This window comes from Hirschia litorea, from assembly GCF_042665075.1.
In the GTDB taxonomy this organism is placed as follows: Bacteria; Pseudomonadota; Alphaproteobacteria; order Caulobacterales; family Hyphomonadaceae; genus Hirschia; species Hirschia litorea.
This window is the reverse complement of record NZ_JBHTBR010000002.1, coordinates 683,547-705,923: the sequence shown is the minus strand read 5'-3', so window position 1 is coordinate 705,923 and position 22,377 is coordinate 683,547. Positions and strand designations below refer to the sequence as shown.

The 22,377-nt window shown below is 45.0% G+C and carries 14 protein-coding genes; 7 read left to right on the top strand and 7 right to left on the bottom strand.

The features are described 5' to 3' along the window. The first annotated feature begins 25 nt into the window (after positions 1-25). Both ACFQS8_RS03305 and mfd read left to right on the top strand, forming a co-directional pair. Entirely contained in the window at positions 26-301 is a 276-nt protein-coding gene (locus ACFQS8_RS03305; protein WP_382165680.1) for an FAD assembly factor SdhE, read from the top strand. A 28-nt stretch (positions 302-329) separates the two neighbouring features. Next, positions 330-3,788 carry a transcription-repair coupling factor gene (gene mfd, locus ACFQS8_RS03300; RefSeq protein ID WP_382165678.1) on the top strand — a complete coding sequence of 1,153 codons (3,459 nt, stop codon included), beginning with the start codon at positions 330-332 and terminating at the stop codon, positions 3,786-3,788. A gap of 5 nt (positions 3,789-3,793) precedes the next feature. On the opposite strand, the gene ACFQS8_RS03295 is transcribed toward mfd, so the two are convergent. From ACFQS8_RS03295 to ACFQS8_RS03270, 6 genes are all read right to left on the bottom strand, one after another. Next, on the bottom strand, positions 3,794-5,077 hold the full coding sequence (locus ACFQS8_RS03295) for a diguanylate cyclase domain-containing protein (protein WP_382165676.1): 1,284 nt from the start codon (positions 5,075-5,077) through the stop codon (positions 3,794-3,796). Positions 5,078-5,515: 438 nt separating this feature from the next. After that, positions 5,516-6,559, bottom strand: a complete 1,044-nt coding sequence (locus ACFQS8_RS03290; protein WP_382165674.1) for a GGDEF domain-containing protein — start codon at positions 6,557-6,559, stop codon at positions 5,516-5,518. Between the two features lie 134 nt (positions 6,560-6,693). Beyond that, complete coding sequence (locus ACFQS8_RS03285; RefSeq protein ID WP_382165672.1) at positions 6,694-8,139, bottom strand: DEAD/DEAH box helicase; 1,446 nt, start codon at positions 8,137-8,139, stop codon at positions 6,694-6,696. Positions 8,140-8,417: 278 nt separating this feature from the next. Next, complete coding sequence (locus ACFQS8_RS03280; RefSeq protein ID WP_382165670.1) at positions 8,418-9,302, bottom strand: transglutaminase family protein; 885 nt, start codon at positions 9,300-9,302, stop codon at positions 8,418-8,420. A gap of 9 nt (positions 9,303-9,311) precedes the next feature. Next, positions 9,312-11,717: a circularly permuted type 2 ATP-grasp protein gene (locus ACFQS8_RS03275; protein WP_382165668.1), complete on the bottom strand. Its 2,406-nt coding sequence runs from the start codon at positions 11,715-11,717 to the stop codon at positions 9,312-9,314. A gap of 3 nt (positions 11,718-11,720) precedes the next feature. Beyond that, a complete protein-coding gene (locus ACFQS8_RS03270; RefSeq protein ID WP_382165667.1) occupies positions 11,721-15,074 on the bottom strand; it encodes a transglutaminase family protein in 3,354 nt (1,117 codons plus the stop codon). A 326-nt stretch (positions 15,075-15,400) separates the two neighbouring features. On the opposite strand from ACFQS8_RS03270, the gene ACFQS8_RS03265 reads away from it, so the two are divergent. From ACFQS8_RS03265 to ACFQS8_RS03245, 5 genes are all read left to right on the top strand, one after another. Continuing rightward, positions 15,401-16,792, top strand: coding sequence for a hypothetical protein (locus ACFQS8_RS03265; protein WP_382165665.1), 1,392 nt, complete (start codon positions 15,401-15,403; stop codon positions 16,790-16,792). A 12-nt stretch (positions 16,793-16,804) separates the two neighbouring features. Beyond that, positions 16,805-18,805 (top strand): hypothetical protein, encoded by a 2,001-nt coding sequence (locus ACFQS8_RS03260; protein WP_382165663.1) that lies wholly within the window; start codon positions 16,805-16,807, stop codon positions 18,803-18,805. Between the two features lie 67 nt (positions 18,806-18,872). Beyond that, a complete protein-coding gene (locus tag ACFQS8_RS03255) occupies positions 18,873-19,790 on the top strand; it encodes a hypothetical protein (protein ID WP_382165661.1) in 918 nt (305 codons plus the stop codon). Between the two features lie 203 nt (positions 19,791-19,993). After that, on the top strand, positions 19,994-21,013 hold the full coding sequence (locus tag ACFQS8_RS03250; RefSeq protein ID WP_382165660.1) for a fatty acid desaturase: 1,020 nt from the start codon (positions 19,994-19,996) through the stop codon (positions 21,011-21,013). 100 nt (positions 21,014-21,113) lie between these two features. Further along, positions 21,114-21,938 (top strand): sulfite exporter TauE/SafE family protein, encoded by an 825-nt coding sequence (locus ACFQS8_RS03245; protein WP_382165659.1) that lies wholly within the window; start codon positions 21,114-21,116, stop codon positions 21,936-21,938. Here the strand turns inward: ACFQS8_RS03245 and ACFQS8_RS03240 are convergent, their stop codons facing one another. Next, positions 21,939-22,364, bottom strand: coding sequence for a PaaI family thioesterase (locus ACFQS8_RS03240; RefSeq protein ID WP_382165657.1), 426 nt, complete (start codon positions 22,362-22,364; stop codon positions 21,939-21,941). Positions 22,365-22,377: the final 13 nt, after the last annotated feature.

Here is a 22,377-nt window from a genome sequence, read left to right as displayed (position 1 = left end):
CAATTGAAAATAGGAGACGATCATAATGGACGCGCGAAGACGCAAACTCTTTTTTCGGGCCACCCACAGAGGGTTCAAAGAAATGGACATGATGATGGGTGAGTTTGCTGAAGTTAATTTAGAGAAAATGGATGACGCTGGTTTAGAAGAGTTTGAACGGCTCTTAGATTCACCCGACCAAGATGTGTATGGTTGGATCATTGGAAGAGAAACTGAACCAGATGCATTTAAAGGTCCGGTAATGGAAATGCTCAAAGCCTTTGATCTGCCAGCCCACATGAAAGCAAAAGGACTGCTCTAAGCGGTTTCTGGAAAAGACGAAAAATACTATGAAAGTCTGGGATACTATTGCAGGGCTTAAAAAGCCTATCGACGCATATGAAGCACCTTTCGGTGCAGACGTGCGTGTATTTGTAGAGGCAATAAACAAACGCGGTGGTGTCGGTGTTTATGTTGCAAGAGATGAACGCCAAGCGCTTCAAGTGCTTTCGATTGCAAAATTTTTTCAGCCCCTCATTTCCCAGATCAATTTTCCAGCATGGGACTGTCTTCCCTATGATCGAGTAAGTCCTACAGCGCACATATCGGCCATGCGATGTTCAGCACTTGCGCGTTTGGCACACAGAGATCCAGCAGAGAAGATCCTCGTGGTAACCACGGCGCATGCACTCGTGCAGCGTATAGCACCCGTCACACAAATGGCGCAGGCAAGTTTCGCTGCAGGAGTAGGCGCAGATGTCGATCAGTCAGCCCTGCAAGATTACCTCACCATTAATGGCTATACACGCGCCGATATAGTACGTGAGCCAGGCGAATATGCCATACGAGGGGGTATTGTAGATATTTACCCTCCAGACCGCCCAGAGCCTGTACGTTTAGATTTTTTCGGAGATAATCTTGAGTCTCTACGTTCTTTCGATGCTGAAACACAGCGATCTACGGCCGATCTTAGGCAAATAGCCTTTGCTCCAGTGAGTGAGATTTTCTTCACAGATGAGGCGTTAGCGCGCTTTCGCGTGAAATATTTGGAATCCTTTGGTCCTCCCGGTGGTGACCCCAATTATGAAGCAGCACGCGCTAAAATTCGCCGTCAAGGTGTCGAGCAATGGTTGCCACTATTCCACGAAAAACTCGAAACGCTACTTGAGTATGCAGGTGCAGATGCATTGCTTGGCTTTGACAACCAAGCCGAAGCTGTTGGTTTGGACCGAATTGCACAAGCAAAAGACTATTATGACACGCGCGTGCATGCTGCTGGTGGAGATGAAATGGCAGCTAAAGTCTTGCCGCCGCAAGCTTTGTATCTAACGAAAGAAGATTTTGAACTAACGCGCGCAGCAGGGGCTGTCGTAAGGTTTCACCCCTCTCAAAGCCCGGACAAGAAAGATGTTGTTTTTGTCGGAGCGCAAGCAGGAAGAGATTTTTCTGTAGAGCGTTCGAACCCAGACACCAATGTATTTGATGCGGCGGTTGCTCTGGCAAAAGAGCATATTGAAGCCAAACGCAAAGTCGTATTCGCAGCTTGGTCTGCGGGGTCTGCTGATCGCTTAAAAACTGTTCTATCTGATCATGGCTTAACAAATGTAAGAACTGCTGAAGACTGGTCAGCTGCAAAGGCTGCAAATGTACCAATCATCACCGAAACCTCTATGGAAGCGGGATTTACCTTTAGTGACCTCGCAGTCATAGCAGAGCAGGACATGCTGGGAGACAAGCTAGCACGACCGCGTAAACGTAAGCGTAAAACTGCGAGTTACATAGCTGAAGCAGCATCTATGTCTCCTGGTGATATGATAGTCCACATTGATCACGGCGTAGGGCGGTATGAGGGTTTACGCACGGTTGATGTTGGAGAAGCGCCCCATGATTGCCTTGCGCTGGTATACGCTGGCGGAGACCGCATATTACTACCCGTTGAAAATATAGAGCTTATCAGCCGCTATGGTGCAGACTCTGGTGAAGGCGCGATGGATAAGCTTGGCGGTGCAGGGTGGCAAAGCCGTAAAGCAAAAGCCAAGAAAAACATTATGGAAATGGCGGGTGATCTTATCCGTATCGCTGCAGAAAGAGAAATGCGTAAAGCAGATAAACTAGCTGAAGCAGACGGGTTGTTTGATGAGTTCTGTGCTCGCTTTCCATATGAAGAAACTGACGATCAGCTTAATGCCATAGAAGATTGTATTTCAGACCTCTCGTCTGGAAAACCAATGGATCGACTAATTTGTGGTGATGTTGGGTTTGGTAAAACTGAGGTCGCACTACGAACAGCTTTTGTCGCTGCTATGAGCGGAATGCAAGTTGCTATTGTTGCGCCAACAACGCTTCTGGCGCGCCAACACTTTCGAACATTTAAAGAGCGGTTTGAAGGATGGCCTATTAAAGTGCGTCAATTGTCACGATTTGTATCCGTTAAAGAGCAGGCGACTACGCGAGAAATGCTTGCCAATGGAGACGCCGACGTTGTTGTCGGGACGCATGCCGTTTTATCAAAACAAGTACATTTCAAGCGGTTAGGCTTGTTGGTTGTAGATGAAGAGCAAAGGTTTGGAGTAAAACATAAAGAGCGGATGAAAGAGCTTAAATCGGACATTCACGTCCTAACTCTATCAGCAACGCCTATTCCACGCACACTTCAACTGGCACTTACTGGCATCCGTGACCTATCCATTATAGCCACACCGCCAATCGACCGTCTTTCTGTGCGTACCTACACTGTTGAGTTTGATCCGGTGACTGTTCGAGAAGCGTTACTGCGGGAACGCTATAGAGGAGGACAATCCTATTTCATTGCGCCTCGCGTATCGGATTTGCCTTTCTTAGAGCGTTTCCTTCGCGAGCAAGTTCCTGAAGTGTCTTTCCTTTCGGCACATGGTCAAATGGCTTCGGGGCAGTTGGAAGACATCATGAATGATTTTTATGATGGTAAAGCTGATGTATTGCTTGCGACGACGATTGTAGAATCAGGACTGGATATTCCGCGCGCTAATACAATGATCGTGCACCGAGCCGATCGCTTTGGACTTGCTCAACTTTATCAGCTACGTGGCCGTGTTGGGCGTTCCAAATTGCGTGCGTATGCATACATGACAACCAAAAAAGATATGGTGCTTTCTGAAACAGCTGAGAAACGCCTAAAAGTACTACAATCACTAGATAGTTTAGGGGCAGGGTTTCTTCTTGCCAGTCATGACCTTGATATGCGTGGTGGTGGTAATCTATTGGGTGATGCTCAGTCTGGGCACGTACGTGAAGTTGGTGTTGAGCTATACCAACAAATGCTAGAAGATGCTGTTAAAGCCCTAAAAACAGGCGAAGTAGAGCCAACAGATGACTGGTCGCCCGTCATTGATCTTGGGGCAGCAGTTTTGATTCCAGATTATTACGTTGGTGACCTTACGGAGCGATTAGCGCTATATAGGCGTCTATCAGACCTTCATACAGAAGAAGAGCGTGAAAGCTTTGCGGCAGAATTGATTGATCGGTTCGGCCCGCTTCCTGATGAGACAAAGCAATTGCTTGAAGTCACAGCCGTCAAAAATATGTGTAAGGATCTTGGTATTTCCAAGTTAACATCTGGCCCTAAAGGGGCTGTGTTTACATTCCGTGATAAACCGCCTCTTGATCCTGCTCAATTGATTGCTTGGGTCCACACACGCCCAAGTCAAATGAAATTGAGACCAGATATGAAACTTGTAATTACGGGCGGCTGGCCAACAGCTGATTACAGGCTGAAGGCTGTAAAAGGCGTCCTAAAAGAATTAGCAGCAGCAGCAAAAGATGATAGTTGATTGCGTTAAGCCGCTGCATATCCGCTTTTAGGTGTATTTTTCAGTGCTGAAGACAATAATTGCTCTGGCGATTGATCAGGATTTAGCTCTGAAATATGCCAGTTGATACGGATTTGCCTTGCTGGTTGGCCAAGTTCACCTTCGAAAGCTGTAGCGTCAAGTACGCCTTCTAGTCGTCTGGCTGCATTTTTTGCGCTTATTTCGTCGGCTCCAGGCATTGATACAGCGAGTGTAGACCAGTCTAAGCGAGTTGGAGCATCTTGAACGCGTAGTAAGTTTTTTACAACGCGAGCTGTTATGGACAAATCTCTTGGATCCACGTCTTTACCGGGGAAAGCTTCCACTTTTATAATCAATAATGTGAGCGCCTGATTATAATTTAGAGACCACTCTATTTGGTGCTCCAAATGATTTTCAAAAAATGCACGAGTGAATAAACCGGTCGCTGCGTCTGTAATTTCTTTGTTCGGAGCCGCAAAATCTTTAGTGGACGGTCCACGGTTTTGTATCAATTCAGTAAGTTGATCGGAAACATTGTCTAATGTTGAGTTAGTATCAATAAGATCAGTTACGCAATCGAGAATGTCCGGTCCAAACTCTTGTTTTTCGTCAGCTAAAGCTAGAATGGGTATGTCGACAAGGTTGGAGCTTCTGCGAACCATTGCGCAAAAATTATCGGGATTGATACGATCGGCTGAAGTATCAAGTAGAATAGCTGAAAAAGAGTGATCGTGAAGGAAATCAAAAGCAGTATGCGTACTGAATGCAGCACTGATGTTGAATTCCTGACTTTCTAAATGTCCTTTTAGTGCTAAGAAACGACCACACGCTTCTCCAACATATAGGATATTACTTTTGCATTGTGTATCGTTAGGTGAGTGTGTGAAACCAAACCTTTCATAGCTTTCCTTGCGTAATTTTACTTCTGCCCGTCGTGCTGCTGTACGACGTGCAAAATGAAAACGGGCATTTGCCAATGAAATTGCAGAATCCGAGCTGAGCCTCACATCAACATTTTGGATGGGCTCAATTAAAGAACCAACGGCACCCAGGGTAGCTATTAATGGCGGGGAGGCACTACATTCTTTTGCGTATCGACTAATCTCGGTTACAAGAGCAGGGCGGCAAGTTGATAAATCAAACAGGAAAACGTCACAAGGTTCCGTGAACTCACCGACGCGTGCATCAAGTTGAGCACGTTTTAGTGCATTGCAAATATACTGTGCGCGGCCATGATCGCCACAAACGACGGAAACTCTCAGTGGTGCCGAATATCTGGGTCGAGTCATGATTGGTTTTCCACACTTTGATATTAATCAAAAGAATGGGGTAGTAAGGTTTAAATTTACTTTGTGAAATTGAAGAAATTTCAATGAAATTAAATATAAAATCAGTATAGAATTAATATAAGTATCTGATTTTTATGTGTTTTCAAATGAGCATGCACAACATGAACTCAATCTGAACCCTTACGTCAACGTTAATTCAGCTAACCAAGAGTAATGTGTATTTATCTCCTCAAGGGGCTTTTAAGTCCCTCTAAAGATCCTTGGGAAGACTGTTCTTTGACTAAGCCGACGTTCTAATGCGTCGGCCTTTTTTTTAATTAAAGGCAAAATGAGCTATTCTTCAACCAGTATTCGCAGTGAATACTGCGGAATTAATATATTCAATGGTATTTTGTCGGGCGTGAAAGAGTTAGAGGCAGGGCTACGCTATCTTAAATTCTAAGCTAAGCTAGGATCGCTCTCTAAAGTGATTTTGTTTCTTCCAGTCTGTTTAGAATGGTAAAGGCAGCTATCGGATCGCTCTATTAGGTTGGAGACTGACTCACCAGAGCGATAGCAAGCTATACCAAAAGATACTGTAACTTGACCTAATGGTTCACCCGTAGATCTACGTATAAGTTTTTTAGATTCAATCGTCTTACGTACACTTTCGGCAAATTCTTGGGCGGTATCAAGATTTGTACGCGGCATAATAATCGCAAATTCTTCACCACCATACCTTGCGACAACGGCGTCATTCACAGCTTTTTGGGCTAAGGAGTTGGCAACAAAGCGGATAACTTGGTCGCCAGTTTGGTGTCCCCAAGTATCGTTGAATTTTTTGAAAAAATCGATGTCACAAATTATAAGGCAAAGCTCTGTGCCATCTTCTAAACACTCTTGCGTACGTCTTCTGAGGACTTCATCAAATTGCTTCCGATTTGCCACGCCAGTCAATCCATCCGTCAGTGCTTCAGCTCGTGCTGCTTGAAGGGATGAGCGTAATGTTTCAATTTCTTTGGTGGAGCTAACTAATTGATGGTTCAGGTTTTGATTTAAGTTAGACATTTCTTCTGTAGAAGAAGCTAGAACGGAGACGATTCTGCTTAATGCATCTCCAGTGATGTCAGAATTGCTAAGACTTTTGGCAGCATTATCCAGCGTGGCGCCGTATTGTTCCGTAGTAATACTTGCACTTTTGAGTGCCTCTACGGCATCCGCTATTTCTTTTGCAATCTTTGTCCCAGTTTCCATGACTTGGGAAGATAATTGAGTTGCTGCAAAGTATTTATTGTGAATCTTCTCTAAAGACGCGTCCGTTAAGGGGAGGCCCTTTGAAATGGCGATATCTAATTCGCGCGTCAGGTCAGGAGCCCAGCCTGCGATGTAATTAAGCCAAACTTCGTAATTCTGAGGCGTTGCGCAAAGCTTATGTTCGCTAATCTTATCAACAGCAGCATGACCAGTTTTTATGCCACTTGGGCCTTTAAGTTGCTCATACATTATTTCTCGCGCCCCATCTTTATTCTTCCATACGTCGACTCGGACATGATGAAATACAAATGTAAATATTGGTTAACCGGACACGAGAATAGTTGCAATGCTTGCTAATATTTGCTTCAGCAGAGCTAAATACCTTAGCTTGTTGGCGTTGTATCAACAGGACGCAGCAAGAAGGCGGGGACGTGTTCTCCCATACCTTTGAAAGAAGGCCCTAAATCATCGTTTCCACGTTTGTTAGAACGTTTCTTCTTTTCTTGCTTTGGTTTTTCAACTTGGTGTTCAGTTTTTTGAATAGTCGGAGCCTCGACGGCATCGTTATTTGCAATTTGTTCGTCGGATTGAGCTCTATCTTTGGTGCGACCGTGGCGGCCTTTTCGTTTTGAATTCCGATTTTCGTTTTTCTTATTGGGCTTTCGTTCAGGTCTTGCAGAGACATCTGCGATAGCCGCAACGATTGCTTCACTGGAAAATTGTTCAATATCTTTGCCGATGCGCTTTAGTACGGCATCCCACAACTTACTGTCTCTAGGGGAGACAATAGTGTAACTTTCCCCAGTACGACCAGCGCGACCAGTTCGGCCGATGCGGTGAACGTAGTCATCAGAATTTGGGGGGGGAGCGTAGTTAAAAACATGACTAACATCGGGAACATCAAGTCCGCGTGCTGCTACATCTGATGCCACTAGCAGTTTAAGGTCACCATTTCTGAATTTGTCGAGTGTTTCCATGCGATAGGATTGAGGTAAGTCACCATGTATAGGAGCTGCATCAAATCCGTGCTTGTTTAAAGACTTGGCTACAATATCGACTTCTGTTTTACGATTGCAGAATACGATGCCATTCTTAACATCACAGTTTCCAATAATGGCGCGAAGAATCCCGCGCTTAACTTCGTCCTTATCCGATGGGGATGAGGTCATATATTGTGTAATAAGTTCTGCGGTTTGAGCGGGACGAGCAACCTCTATTTGTTTCGGGTCATTTTGAAATTGTTTGGTTAACTTCGCAATTTCAGGGGGCATAGTTGCCGAGAACAATAAGGTCTGTCTGTTCGTTGGGAGTAATTTGCAGATCTTTTCGATGTCTGGAATGAACCCCATATCCAACATCCGGTCAGCTTCATCAATAACAAGCATTTGAACGCCGGTCATCAGCAAACGACCGCGCTCAAAATGATCCATTAGACGGCCTGGGGTTGCTATTAGAACGTCTGCACCGGCGGTAATCTTTTTATCTTGATCGGCAAATGAAACGCCACCAATAAGCAGCGCCATGTTGAGTTTGTGGTTGACGCCATATTTTTCAAAATTTTCTGCTACTTGTGCCGCCAGTTCACGCGTTGGTTCTAGGATTAGAGTGCGTGGCATTCTTGCTTTAGCACGACCTTGGCCTAGCTTATGGATCATTGGGAGGACGAATGCAGCAGTTTTGCCAGTACCTGTCTGCGCGATACCAGTAACATCGCGTCCTTGGATTACAGCAGGGATTGCTTGGGCTTGAATAGGAGTTGGTTCAGTGTAGCCAGCGTCTTTCACGGCGCTTAACAAGCGTGGGTCCAAGTCTAGATCATCGAATGTCATATATACGTTCTTGTTCGGTTGCATCTTTTCGATGCCCGACCTTTTACTAAGTTTGTTCTGTTACCTAGACCGGATTGTCGTATTGGGTCAGAATCCAAACTGGGTTGTTGAAGCGGCGCTTGAATGCCGCAAGCGCTGCGCGTCAGCAGCCTCTCTATCACGGCGCAACATATGCTTACTCGTGTAGGAGTCAATATAACAGTTGATTTCATGAAATGATTCAATTGAATGTAAGCGAGAAATCAGGTTTTATTTCAGCTATTTTCAAGTTCTTATAATTACTTAACTGAAACTGGCCTTACATCGACTGATTGGGTACTAAATTGGGACCCTTCAGACCTTAACACCCCTTTGATAGGTGAGATTTCAGAATAGTCTCTTCCATATCCTATGACTATATGATCTTCGCTAACGATAAGATTATTAGTCGGGTCAAATTCTAGCCACCCCATTCGCGATCCTAGCCATACTCTGACCCAAGCGTGCATTGCGTCTGCGCCCTCTAATCGATCTTGTCCCTCTGGTGGATTCGTGCGGAGATATCCACTGACATAGGCGGCAGGTATGTTTAAGCTGCGTAAACAGGCAATCATAATATGCGAAAAGTCTTGGCAGACACCGTGACGGTTTTTGAAAGCCAATTCATATGGAGTGTCGACGTTCGTCGCGGACGGGTCAAATTTTAGATCTTTATAAAGCGCATGATTAATTGTTTTCACTGCTTCAAATGTGCTTTGCGAATTGGCAGTAAGCTGACTGGCATAATCTTGAACCGCGTGTGTAGCCTTTATACGAGGTGACGGGCCTATAAAGTGGTGCGGAGAGTCCGCTCCTAACGTTCGAATATTTTTTATTTCTGCCTTCATATCAGTAAGTGGTGGACTGGTGTCGGTGGGGGGCTCAATAGGAAAACGTGTAATTTTTGAGACGACATTAAACGAAATTGTTTTATGTGGCTGATTAAATGCGATGTCTATTTGAGTGTTTTCAAAGAAGTCGGAATGTTTTTCCCATTCGTCTGGTTGGGGGGATACTTTCACAATAGATTGCTCGACTTCTTGAATTTGGTCGATTTGTCTTGGTGTGAGGTGGAGCACATGTCTTCCGCCAACAGCAGGGTGATCGTAATTATAAGTTATTGTCATTGCGATTTCATACTGCATAGCGATACCCTAATTGAAATATTGTCGCGCCAAGAGCATGGAGAACTCTCCAAGCTTCGATCTTAGATCCATAAGAGTTTTTGGACTTACAGTGCCATCAGGGTGGGATTTTAAATCATTGTACGCTTGCGATAGGATGCTAGAAGTTTTTTGGACTTCATCCTTTTGGTTGTGTTGAGGCAGAAAACTAACTTGCTGCTGAATATTTGAAAGATGATATAAGATTGATCGTGGGCTTAGTTCATCTAAAGCGACGAGTTCAATTACGGATGAAAGTTGTGTGTCCAAATTATAAAGACGTCTATGGCTCATCGCACTATCCGCAATTTCTAATGCAAACTCGAGTGATCCTAAAGGTGCATCTGGTACAGCAAACTTTGAAAGCAAAGATGATGTTTCATACGCGCGTTCTAATGAGCGTCCGATGCTTAAGAAACGCCATCCAGAATATCTGTACATATTCTCGTGGACCAACCCGGAGAATGAAGTGAGTTTTTGTAGCAGAAGATTCATTGAACGTGCAGTGTCGTCCCCGATGAATGGTGGGGATTTACTTAAATCATTCGTTTCATTCAGGAGGTTTTTTAATGCTAGCCAACCGTCATCTGAGAAGCGATCCCTCAGTTGAGATGCAGAATTAAGCGCACTCGTTACGACACTCACGATAGTCGTGAAAGGCGCTGATGCGGATGTGGCGCCAAATGTCTGAATATGCGCGTTTATCTGTTTTAATAACGGGCGCTCAAAGTTGGCATCTTCTGCGATACGTAAATGATACCCTCGTTGAAGCCGTATTATGATTTCAGCGCGTTCGGCATATCGCCCCAACCATAATAGGTTATCGGCAGCACGACTGGGGAGTGCAGCAGTTTGATATGGCTTAGTAATGTTAGATGGCCTTTTTATAAGGCTTTGAGTATCAACTTTGTCGTCACTAATCACCCAGACATCTGATACTGAACCGCCTTCTTGGAGGGCGATAGCTGATGCATTCTCGTGTTTACCAATCCGTGCATAACCTCCCGGCATAAACTTCCAACCATTTGCAGTTCGACATGCAAATACTCTCAGGGTGACGGGCCGGGGTGTCAGTAAACCATCTTTGAGGGTAGGTGTCGTCGAAAGAGTAACAGCCTCTTGACCGACGAGTTGGTCACCGTCGAAATTTAACAACGTTTCTAGTTCAGCCTGATTGCTATAATTATATCTATTATTTTGGTTCTGGCTTTGTTTTGAGGTGAAAGGAACACTCGGTGCCATTGCGGGGCTGATTATCATATTCTGCGCGTTTTTGAGAACATACTCACGCTCTTTGTGAGGCCCACACCACCACGTTGCCACATTAGGTATTTTTAAATCTTCTTTAAAAATTGTCTTACAGATCCGTGGCATAAACGCTAATAGAGCCCGCGTTTCAATTAAGCCCGATCCTAGAGCATTTACCAAGTTTATATTGCCGTTCTTTGCGCTACCCACTAGGCCGGCAGTGCCAAGCTTAGAGTTTTGTTCTAGCTCAAGCGGATCGGCGAACAACGCGTCCAATCTTCTCCATAGCACACCGACTGGCTTTAGCCCTTCAATAGTACGCACCATGACTTTCCCATTTTGGACGATCATGTCCTCTCCCTCAAGGAGAGCTAGACCAAGGTATCTTGCTATGTAAGCATGCTCAAAATAGGTATCTGTAAAACGCCCCGGAGTCATAATACCGATTATGTTTTCTGGTGTTTTATTTAAGGTTTTGAGAGCACGTTTGAACTCCCTGAAAAAGCTAGCTAGGCGTTGTATATTACCTGTTTCAAAAAAGTCTGAAAATACTCGAGAGGTGGCCACACGGTTCTCCAATGCGAACCCTGCACCAGATGGGGCTTGAGCTCTATCGCTTAATACCCACCAGTTTCCCGCAGGCCCGCGACCTATCTCGAAAGCTAAAAAATGTAAGTAGTTTCCATTGGTAGGAATTGAATCTACCAAAGGACGTAGCCACTCTGGATTAGAGGCTATTAGTTGGGCTGGAAGAATTCCTTCACTTACAAGAGAGTTATTGCCGTAAATGTCCTTTAAAACTTCTTCTAACAGATCCGCTCGTTGGTGTAGTCCATCACAGATTTTTTGCCATTCTTTTTCGCCAATAAGGACTGGAATGTGGCTTAAGGGCCAATCTCTTTCTTGATTGCCGTCATCACCATACTGCCGAAAAAAAACCCCTGCGTCATTGAGGTATTGATTGCCTCTCTTTGTACGACGGTCGAGTTCTTCGCTAGAAAGTTGACTGAGATGCGTTATGAAGTTTTTCCAAATAGGACGCACTTCTCCATTCAGCGTCATCATCTCATCTAATGCGCCGTTAATAAGCTTATAGTTTTTTAAAAGGTTGCGATGTCTTTCGTCATTGCTTGGAGTAGAGTTTGGCAAATGTTAAATTCCGACTGGTCTTCTTAAATCCAGAGTCATAGGGAATTCTGGATGAGGAGACTCGCCTACCACGTGATATTCATTTGGAGAATGTCCAAATGGTTGAAAACGAGCCAATCTTCTCGCTTCAGCTTCATTTCCGTTAATTGGGAAGGTGTCATAGCTGCGTCCACCTGGATGTGCGACGTGATAAACGCAGCCCCCCAAAGAACGTCCAGTCCATTTATCATAGATATCGAACGTTAAGGGCGCATCTATGGGGCGAACTGGATGAAGTGCAAGAGGAGGCTGCCAAGCTTTGAAACGAACTCCAGCAACGGCTGCCTCGCCATCAGGTGTTATTTTTAGTGGGACTTGGCGTTTATTACACGTCACTTGATAGCGTGATAGATCAGCACCAGTAAGTTTGACTTGTACGCGCTCAACGGAGCTATCTGTATATCTTACCGTACCGCCGATAGCGCCGGTTTCACCCATAACATGCCAAGGTTCTAGAGCTTGGCGAATTTCAAGTTTCATGCCTTCAACTTCGGTTTCACCGCAGAAAGGGAAACGGAATTCACTTTGAGCTTTGAACCATTCTGGATCCATATCAAACCCGTGCTGACGCAAATCATCTAAGACGTTCATGAAATCGGACCAGATGTACTCAGGGAGCATAAACTTGTCGTGTAATTTAGTGCCCCATCGGACTAAATTACCATCAATAGGGGTTTGCCAGAAGCGAGCTATCAAGGCACGAATAAGCAGTTGTTGAGCTAAACTCATTCGTGGTTCTGGTGGCATTTCGAAGCCACGAAATTCAACCAACCCTAAACGGCCAGTTGGGCCATCAGGAGAATAAAGCTTATCAATACAGATCTCTGCACGATGTGTGTTGCCAGTTACATCTATCAGAATGTTACGTAGCAAACGATCTACTAGCCAAGGCTGGGGCTGTTCTCCTTTACCCGGGTGAGGGATTTGAGAAAGAGCGATTTCAAGTTCATATAGGCTATCATGGCGTGCCTCATCTATCCGCGGTGCTTGGCTTGTCGGGCCGATAAATAGTCCTGAAAACAGGTAGGAGAGACTAGGGTGACGTTGCCAGTGCAAGATGAGGCTACGCAAAAGGTCTGGACGTCGGAGAAACGGGCTGTCGAGGGGAGTGGCTCCACCGACCACGACATGGTTTCCACCTCCAGTTCCGGTGTGCTTACCATCCGTCATAAACTTATCTGCACCTAAACGTGTCTGACGAGCTTCTTCATAAACGGCGGTAGTAATATCAACACATTCATCCCAATTTGAAGCGGGATGGATATTTACCTCAATAACCCCTGGGTCAGGCGCGACGCGAATGACATTAAGTCGCGAATCTGTAGGTGGTCCGTAGCCTTCAATATGTACCGGTATTCCAAGGTCCTGTGCAGCCTGTTCTGCTACTGAGATAAGCTCTAGGTAGTCGGCTGCTACCTCTGTGGGGGGCATAAAGATACATAGACGTCCATCGCGTGGTTCTACTGCGATGGCTGTCCGAACATTAGCTGTTTCAATAATTGATGCGTTTTGTGTTTTTTCCTGCTCAATTCGAGTATCTTCTCGATTCTGGGTGTAGGGTTGCTGTCTTGGGTTTACATCATTTGAAAAAGGCGCTTGACCTGAGAATTCTGGGAGTGGGCCACTGACGCCTGTTGGGTCAGCTTCAAAAGTGAATGGATAATCAATCTTTGAAAGGTGAGGCAAGCTGCTCAAAGGAAGACGATAGCCTACGGGGCTATCACCAGGCGTAAGATAGATTTTTCCGCGGCGCGTAGACCATTTTTCAGATCTCCAACGTTTTCCGCTATTTTGTGCTTGCCATCTTTGTACTGGTAATATGTAGCCTGCGGGCTGGGTTAATCCACGTTCAAATACACGCGCTATTCGACCGCGTTCTTCTGGATCTTTCAGCTTGGAGTTCTCAGGAGTGACATTTTCAGGAAGCGCGCTTTCTCGCAATATCCACTCAGCAGGATCTTCATAAGCAGGCGCGATCATATCTTGCTGAATATCAAGTTTGCTTGCGATGAGTTCTAAAAGGTCACCTGCTTCTTTTGATCCAACATTGGTGTGTGAATCTTCTAAAGCGATCAAATCGACATTTTTCCAAATAGGTTTGGCATCGCCGCGCCAATATAGGGAGTAGGTCCAACGCGGAAGCGTTTCGCCCGGATACCATTTTCCTTGCCCATAGTGTAGGAAACCACCTGGAGCAAACCGGTCTCGCAATCGACGTATTAGTCTGTCTGCGAGCACTTTTTTTGTGGGTCCTACAGCATCTGTATTCCATTCTGGAGATTCAAAATCATCTATGGATACAAAAGTGGGTTCTCCTCCCATGGTAAGACGCACGTCTTCTGCTTTCAGGACTTCATCAACACGCTGCCCTAAAGCATCAAGTTTATCCCATGACTCATCTGAAAATGGTTTTGTAATTCTTGGATGTTCCGCAGTGCGTTTTACTCTCATGTCAAATTCAAATTCAACTTTTGAATCGCTTGCCATGCCGACTATAGGAGCTGCGTTTGAATAGTGTGGTGTTGCAGCCAGTGGAATATGACTTTCCCCTGTTAAGAGGCCCGAAGTTGGGTCTAGCCCAACCCATCCTGCACCCGGTAGGTATACTTCACACCAAGCATGCAGATCAGTGAAGTCGTAATCTGTACCGGAGGGGCCATCAAGAGATTTGACGTCAGGCGTTAATTGTATGAGGTAACCCGAAACGAAACGAGCAGCAAATCCAAGATTTCTAAATGCGTGGACAAGTAACCATGATGAATCGCGGCATGAGCCTTTGGCTAACTCAAGCGTTTCCTCTGGCGTTTGAACACCCGGTTCCATCCGAATTATATAGCTGATTTCTTTGTTTACGGCAGAGTTTAGTGCCACGATGAAATCGATTGTTCGAAGGTTTTTCTTTGAGCCATCTTCAAGAAATTTATACAGAAAAGACTGTAAACGTTTTCCCGGTTTTTTGGTCTTTGTATAAATTTTTAGATCGTGTTTTACGTCTTTGGGATATTTAAAGGGCCAAGTGTCTGCACATTCATCTACAAAGAAGTCGAATGGATTGTAGACGCTCATATCTGCAACTAGATCAACTTCGATTTTAAACTCTCTAACAGGTTCGGGAAAAACGAAACGTGCCAACCAATTCCCGTACGGGTCTTGTTGATGATTTACGAAATGGCCGCCGGGGCTCACCTTCAGTGAGTGGGAAATGACAGGTGTACGAGAGTGTGGTGCTGGTCTTAACCGAATAACCTGCGGACTAAGCGTGACAGGGCGGTCGTATTTATAGTGCGTAAGGTGGTATAAGCTAGCTTGGATAGACATGAGATCTTTCAACAGCGCTGAATTGGCTAAGTAGATGTTCTATGCGAAAATTTGTCTTTAGAGAATGAAAAGCTATTAATTGGTAGTGTTGTGTTGGCTTTAGGCCGCAAATGGTAAAACATTCCCTTCACTAGCCGCATAATTGTGCATATTCAGCAAGTTAATTCTGTTAAAACGCGTATCCACACATCAAATAAGCGAATTCTAGTATGTGAATTTTCTCCAAGTGGTTTGTACTTTTTTAACATTCTTCTTGTGGCAACCACATGCTGGGCTATAGTCTAACCTCTAGAGGACTTTTCGATGTTCATCTGAGGGGACGGATTATGAATTGGATTCTCGCACTTTTTGCCTTTGCGGGCATTATGGCTGTGATGTCGACGATTGCGTCGGTGGTAGTGGAAGCTATTCATAAAGGCTTTGCTTTACGTGGTGGTGGGCTGCAGGAAATGTTGCGGGCGCTCCACGATGGTGTTGTTATGCCGCTTGACCCTGAATATCCTGATGTGCGGCAAGGGTTGGAAGGAGGCGCGAGTAAACGTGCCTCACAATTTGCGAAACAGATGACACGTAGCCCAGCCTATGGAGGGAAAGGGCGTTGGTGGTGGTTGGCCAATATCCCTGTTCTTAATGTGTTTCGTCGTCGGTTTGAGAACCTATCCAAGTTACAGTTTGTAGAACAACTAACGCAAACAGATTATGGTCAACGTTTGTCATCAATGAGCCGACCACAAGTAAAGCAATCGCTGAACAGGCTTGTATATGAATTTGATCGCTATGGAGCTGGGCAATCAGAATACTTTAGAGCACGAGCTAAGGTTTTAACGACAATTGTTGCTTTGCTCATCGTTTCACTTGGGAATGTGAACGCGCTGGCGATCTACTCTCATTTGGCAACCAACCAAAGCGCATTAAATGGTGTGCTGAATACATTTAGCACTGAAGAGGCTTTGGATGGGTTTATTGCCCAAAAGGTGCAAGAAGCTACATTCGCTCAAGGACAAAATGGTGCAGCCACTGGAATGGCTTCAACCATATCGTCTGACTTTCGGATTCTTTCAAATGCAGGCTTTCCAGTTGGTCGTGATTTCTTCCCATACTGTGATACGCCAGAGAGCCCCAATTGTGATGTCAAAACATTTACTGAATCAGTAAACTTGTTTGGCTTATACGAAAGCAAAGCTATTCCGCGTATTCTAACACCTGAAGGTTTTCAGTGGTTGTTGGGAATGATCGCAACCGCCGGATTGATAGGTTTAGGCGCGACGTTCTGGTTCAACTTATTTCGCGCAATGGCATCTTTTGCACTTCGCAATGCAGGGACTGGGAGTGCTGCTAGAGTTGCACCCAATGAGGCTAAGCCTTATACCGTTTCAGGTGAAGTGCGACGTCCACGGGATTTCAAAGGATCATTAGCAAACCCAAGTGCTGAGCCTGATTTAGATTTATTGACCGATGCGTTTTTAACAGTGTCCGGGCGTGATGTGAATGAGACTGTTACGGGTAGCAGCAAGAGTGAAACCGCGAACGAAAGCCCTAGCGTTGATTTTCTGAAATTTAAGTCTCCTTCAATTCCGGTGAAACAACCTAACGAAGGTGTGACTTTGGGAGAAATGCCTTCTCGTCCAGGTCCACCACCTAGACAGCAGGTTTTATCAGCGGATACTTTGCAATCACCATCTGGTACGCAAGGCAGTTTCAGAAAATATAGAGGTTAGAGGCACGTAACGATGATCTTGTCTCCAACGCTTTTCTTAACTGCAGTTTCCGGCGTAATTAAGCTTGGAAAAGCTGCAAGAAATGCGCGAAGAGACCAGTTGCTGCAGCAGGACTTTTCTGTACTTACAAATAACTTTCCCATCCATGACAATGACGAAATCGAATGGATGGCTGTTGACTTTGTCTACAGGCGCAAAGACTTGCATCATCATTGTGAACCAAGTGGTGAACTTGATACTTTGTTTACCAAGGACAGTTTGCTGTCTGGCGATGCTATGGAATTGCTTCCAGTGTGCGCGCGCCAAAGGAAACAGGTCGCGACGTGTGTGGATATTCTATATGATGCGGTTAGAAGCGAGATACCAGAATCTGTAGATAGCAGGATCATCCGAAATGCGTCTATGGACCCCCGTATCCAATATATTCACCGCGAGTGGTTATCCAACTCAAAACCAACAGGTTGGGCACGTTTCGGTTTGGAATTGGCGGATGTCGCACTGGATGTGATAGGCACGCAACCTGAAGTACTCGGGTTTGATAGAAAAGCTGAGAACATTCTCAATGCTTTGATTCCAAACCTTGATGGATTGGTAGACCGTATAAAACTAGATGGAGGCGGCGCTGAAGGCTTTGGTGAACGGCTTGTAAAAACATTCGTGCATTCGGCTTTAGTTTCGGTTTCTCAACATCCAGAATTGATAACTTCGGAAGAGCGATGGCGTCCAATGATTACTGGAGTCATAGAACCCTTGAAGTTGGAAGTAGAACAGAGTGAGGGATTAGAGTTTCTTGCTCATGAAAAACTGACGCGTGTTCTTACAGGTCCAATGGCGCATGGTGCTTTAACGGCTATAAACAATAATGCGGATGCGTTCTTCAAAGGAGATGCGCGTTCCGAAAAGCTTATGGGCGTCATTACTCGCACTGTGTTAGCTGATGCAGTGTCTATTCGCCCCAATGTCTTCAACGTGGTTGATGCTTTGTCTGAAGTTGGCGTGTTGAAGATATATGATGCAGCACTCAAAACAGCATCAGCGCGTCCAGAATTGTTTATGCGTGGGGCGTCTTTAGAAACTAACTCAGCGCGACAGTTTTTACAAAACATGGCAGGGGTGATGCAAAACATGGCACCACCTCCATTTGATATAGATTCTGGGTTTGGTGCAGAAGTCATTTCTGCAGCGTTTCAAGTCGCTGGAGAATACGGGACAGCTCGTATTCAAGCCAAAGCGGGCGATGCAAATTGGGATGGTGCATGGGCTGATATTTATAGTCATTTGTTTGCGGATTTAATGCAGGGATTAAAAATAGGAGTATCTGGTGGCGGTCGCGATGATGTTCTCGCTCAAATCTTTACACGTGATCAGGCGGTCGACCTATTAAAAGTAATGGCGGGGCATATTGCTTCTAATCCACATATGGCGACAGGACGGTCGGCTAATTCCGAAGTTAAAGAGATTGCGCGCGTTGCGGCGGCTGCAATATCCAGCGATGATCTAGGGTTGTTGAATGCACAAGATTGGCGCTCAGTTGTGTCTGTGATGACAATGACGGCGGCGCGTAACCCGGGAGTATTATTCTCAGTCGATGCAAGTGAAGGAGTGTCTCATGAGATTGGGCTAACGCTTGTGCAGCACGTACTTTCAAAAGCGGGTACGCTTTTGCAGGCAGAGGGACGTAGGGCCGGAAGCGTTTTGTTTGGTGAAACTTTGCGAGAGGCATTAATGGCAACTATTAAAGCTGCCAATGCAAATTTGGTTCGATCTTTAACTGTTCAAGATGAAAACGGACAGCGTGCGCATGTCCAAGAATTAGGAAAATTTATCGACAAGTTAAATGCAGTTTCTAGTTCAGAAGATACTCGAACAACGATGAATGCTGATGAATGGCTCTACGTGTATAAATATTTCGTAGCGCATATATTAGAATTTGGTCCTGGAGCTGTCGATCAAATAAGTGTGGAAGACATTGTCGAGGCTTTGCGTGGGGACGCGCTGAGTTATGTCAACTAAGAGGTGTAGCTGAAATTAGCCGTAGGTTGAATTTTGTAAATTCCCCCTGCGGCAAGGGGAGAAGACTATGAATGTCAAACTGTTGAATAAAGTAAGTGCTGTTTCACTTCTGATTTTTGCGACAGGTTGTGCTACAACTGATACGCCGTCTACATCGGACACAAGCTTTACAAATACGATTGAGCAAAGTGGGACGTGTAATTATGGGAATGATTTTAAAACATTAGAGGCCATCAAAGATAGCCTGGCTGCGGCCCCAGATAGAGATGTTGCAGCTCTCGAATTGAAACCCGAAATTGAGAGTTTTATTGGGAAAACAGACAGTATTGCTGGTTCCTCGCGACCTGAAGATGCTCTTGGGTGTCGTTTTTTAGAAATGGAGGCGAGAGTTCTTCTAGTCGACGTGATCACGGACGAAGGAGAGGGGAATACCTACACAGCAGCCAAAGATTCCATAGATGATGTAAAAACGCTCTGTACGACGACTAATGACGCACGAATGTGCTCAGTGGCACGTTTACATGATTCTACCATATTCTCACGTCGCGCTGCGGGAGTGTTGGATATGATTGCGAGGCAGGATAACTCAGTTCAAATAGATTGGGATACAACAAGAAGCCTAACACAATCTATGAAGTCTCACGTTGCCACGCAATGGCCTGTATATTTGGCAAAAGATGCTTCTGAGGGAGATATTACATCTTCGGCAATTGAACGGAGTCTTTTTGCATCAGCATGCGAGATTGATAAAGCTGTTACGCAGATTAATCGTCGCGTTGGTTTGAGTATCAATAGGGATGCAAATGGGAAATTGGTACCCTATGGGAAAGATTCGGGTGAACTCTTGGCTCAAATGGCAGTCGCCATGAACTTAAGCCCGAATGATTCTTGCTATAATACACCAGAAGAGCGTGTTTGCCGTGGGAGTTTAGCTTCCAAAATGCATCTTGCTTGCCTTAGAGCGGGTGGGAATACAAATAGCTAAATCGCTTTTATAGCGTGGAGTTTATCAAAGTGCAGTAAACTCCGCGACAGCTACTTGACTGAATCTGGCATAACATTAGACAGTAAGTTAAGGCTCCATGAGGGAGCTGGCTAGATCAACGCTCAAATGCCAGTTGGTTCGAGAGTGATGATTTGGTACTTGGTTTAGAGTGAAGGCTGCGGCCTGTAAGAGATAGAGACCGTATGACGACTGAAACAAAACAGCCGGCATGGCGGAAAATACTTTCAGCCTACCAAAAACCTGATCTAAAGAATTCAGTAGCAGAATTATTGCTTACCTTATTGCCTTTAATGGCAATGTGGAGCGCTGCCTTCTGGGCTTCTGTATCGGGAATGATTTGGCTTGCATTATTGCTATGTGTACCTGCGAGTATTTTCTTAGTTCGGATGTTTCTCATCCAACATGATTGTGGACATCACGCATTCTTTAAGTCACCAACCCTAAACAATTGGGTGGGTCGTGTCGTTGGTATTATAACATTGACACCGTATGATGTTTGGCGGCGCACGCACGCTATTCATCACGCTGCATCAGGGAATCTGGATCGTCGTGGTTTAGGGGCTATCGATACTTTGACTGTAGAAGAGTATCAGGCACTTAGCCCACTCAATAAATTCGGGTATAGAGCGTATCGTCACCCTATTACGCTCTTTATAATTGGCCCTATCTACATGTTCTTTCTAGAGCACCGTATTCCATCTGGAATAATGAAAGAGGGATGGAGACCGTGGGTAAGTGCTATTGGAACTAATCTTTCTATCTTAGGATTTGGGTGGCTTATTGTTGCAACACTTGGTTGGGCACCTTTATTAGCGGTGTTTATTCCATCAGTCTTTCTTGCGGCTGTTTGGGGCGTTTGGCTGTTTTACGTCCAGCATCAGTTTGAAGATGTTCTTTGGTTTAGAAACAAAAACTGGAACCATACTGACGGTGCGCTTCAAGGAAGTTCTTTTTACGATCTACCTCAGCCTTTCAGTTGGCTTACGGGGTATATTGGTATTCACCATGTTCATCATGCAGCGAGTAAAATCCCATTTTACCGTTTGCCTAAGGTCTTAAAAGATCATCCGCAACTTAAAGAGATGAACCGACTTACTTTTATTGAGAGTTTTAAGTGTGTTCCATTGACGCTGTGGGATGAAAAAAATGATCGAATGATATCATTTCGTCAATTCCGCAAGCAGATATCTGCAACTGCTTGAATTTAAAGTTTGAGCTCTAGTTAGAAAAGTCGCTATTGATATAGCGGCTTTTTTTATTGTGTTTCTGTTTGTGAATCGCCTTTGAACATTGGAATATGGGATGTGGAATATACTGATCGAGAATAGTAATTTACTCCTAGCCTTGCTGGCAGCAGGTGCAGGCGCAGGGATTGCTGCTGGTATGTTCGGTGTTGGAGGCGGTGTAATTATCGTGCCAGCACTGTATTTCACATTAAGCTCATTGGGCTATGGCGAGACAGCCATGCATGTATCTGTGGGTACGTCCTTAGCAACTATAATTGCTACTTCAGTACGGTCTGTTATGTCCCATCATTCAAAGGGGGCTGTAGATTGGAGAATACTAAAGGAATGGGCACCCTGTATTATGCTTGGTGCACTTGGTGGAAGCTTTCTGGCATCAATTATTTCGGGTCGGGCTTTGACAATTTTCTTCGGAAGTATTGCTCTTTTGCTTGCTGCTCAATTGATATTTGGTCGGCCTACATGGCGGCTATCCGATGATGTTCCACGTGGACCGGTCAGTTGGGCTATTTCGACGATTATAGGCATTTGCTCTTCTCTAATGGGGATAGGTGGCGGTGTCTTTGGTGTAACAACGCTTGTTTTGTTTGGCCGTCCTATTCATCAGGCTATAGGGACGAGTGCAGGTTTTGGTGCTGCTATTGGTCTGCCGGCTGCACTTGGTTATGCATATAGTGGGGGGTCAGTTGAAAACCTCCCACCGTATTCTATGGGATATTTAAGTCTGCCAGGTTTTGTTCTGATAGCTTTGATGACTACAACACTTGCACCTTTAGGTGCTCGGATCGCACACGGAATGAATGGTGGGTTGTTACGCCGTGTTTTTGGTGTGTTGTTGATACTGACCGCATTGAATATGCTAAGAAAGGTCATCTTTGGGTGATTAGCGGTTGAATAATCTGAAGGTTGCTTTTGCTGTGGCGCATGTTCGATTGCGTGAACTTAGAGAAGCTACGCCAGAGATCACGTTCTTTTCAATTTCGTTTAGTTCAATATCTGCTTGAACCCATCGGTGAATAGGGATGACATGCTTAAACTCTATGTTGAGTGTGAGGGTCACCAATTTTCGTTTGTAAGATTCTGCAATTGCTTGCGCCATAAAACCGTCAAGCAAAGTAGAAATCATACCGCCATGTACAAAGCCTAAACTATTCGCGTGTCGTTCTAAGGGGAGAAACCCAAAAACGGTTGCTGTGTCTCCAGCATTGGGCAATTTGCGATAAAATGGACCATTCAGGTCTGCAAATGGTCCACGACTTTGAAGAATATGAAACCCTTCAGGGATATTCGAAAAAGGAGAGCTGACCACTTATGTATTACTC